General features: G+C 67.1%; 1 protein-coding gene. It reads left to right on the top strand.

What is annotated here, in order from left to right; translation table 11 throughout:
- Positions 1-98: 98 nt before the first annotated feature.
- A partial coding sequence (locus tag OB08_RS16385; RefSeq protein WP_461476624.1) for a leucine zipper domain-containing protein occupies positions 99-805 on the top strand: 707 nt, incomplete at its 3' end.

Genomic DNA, 805 nt, shown 5'->3' on the forward strand with positions numbered 1-805 from the left:
CTAGCTGTACCTGGCAGGGACGTTGGTGACGTTGTTGTGAGTTGAGGAGACCTCCTGGCTTAGTGGAGCTGTCTAGTTCTTCACGGCCAGGAGGTCTCGTGTCTCACGCTAATGCGCGGTTGAACGTCCGCGGGAGGTTGTTGCTTGTCGAGCGGGTGATGAGCGGACGTCCCGTTGCTCATGTCGCCAAGGAGCTCGGGGTGTCGCGGCAATGCGCGCACCGGTGGATCGGTCGTTTCCAGCTGGAGGGGGTGGCGGGTCTGGTGGATCGGTCCTCGCGTCCGCGGTCATCGCCGCGAAGGACGGCTCCCGAGGTCGAGGCGCGGGTGCTGGCGCTGCGGTTCTCGATGCGGCAGGGGCAGGACCGGATCGGCGCAGCTCTCGGGCTCCCTGCGCGAACGGTCGGGGCGATCCTCGCCCGTCATCAGGTGCCGCGGTTAGCCGAGTGTGATCCGCTGACCGGTGTCGTGATCCGGGCCTCGAAGCAGACCACCACTCGTTACGAACGCGCCCGGCCGGGTGAGCTGGTGCACATGGACGTGAAGAAGCTGGGCCGCATCCCCGACGGCGGCGGATGGCGTGCGCACGGCAGGTCCGCCGGCGACACCGCCGCTCGCAAGAAGGCCCGGATCGGGTTCGACTACGTCCACTCACTCGTCGACGACCACTCCCGGCTTGCCTATTCCGAGATCCTTCCCGACGAGAAGGGCGCCACCTGCGGGGCGTTCCTGCGTCGCGCGGCCGCCTACTTCGCCGTCCACGGCATCACCCGCATCGAACGGGTCATGACCGACAACCACTTCAG

It is taken from the genome of Microbacterium sp. HJ5, from assembly GCF_054824025.1.